Raw genomic sequence first — 273 nt, 5'->3', positions numbered from 1 at the left:
ACTGCTATTGCGGATGGATATGATTTTACAATTGTCCTGATCAAAACAAGAGAAGGACGACCTATTTTTGTTCATAATAATAAAGAAGCAAAAGTAAATGGTATTGCAAATGCAAGGGTCAATGCTTCTGTTCTTTCCTTGTACGATAATTTGCGTGTAAAAGCACCACAAACTAAAGGAGAGGATACGACTTGGTCTAACTTGGACGCAGATGCAAAATATGCACTTGATAAGGCTAACAAAGAGCAAAAACAAATTGTTGTTTTAACGCAT

1 protein-coding gene is annotated in these 273 nt (G+C 35.9%); it reads left to right on the top strand.

Translation table 11 applies throughout. The features are described from left to right. Window positions 1-273: hypothetical protein (locus NXS07_RS21220; RefSeq protein WP_258087659.1), on the top strand; the 273-nt coding region annotated here is incomplete at both ends.

Origin of the sequence: Xenorhabdus bovienii, from assembly GCF_024721015.1 — a bacterium.
Taxonomy (GTDB): Bacteria; Pseudomonadota; Gammaproteobacteria; order Enterobacterales; family Enterobacteriaceae; genus Xenorhabdus; species Xenorhabdus bovienii.
Note: the sequence above shows the minus strand (reverse complement) of the source record. Positions and strands in the feature narration are given on the sequence as shown.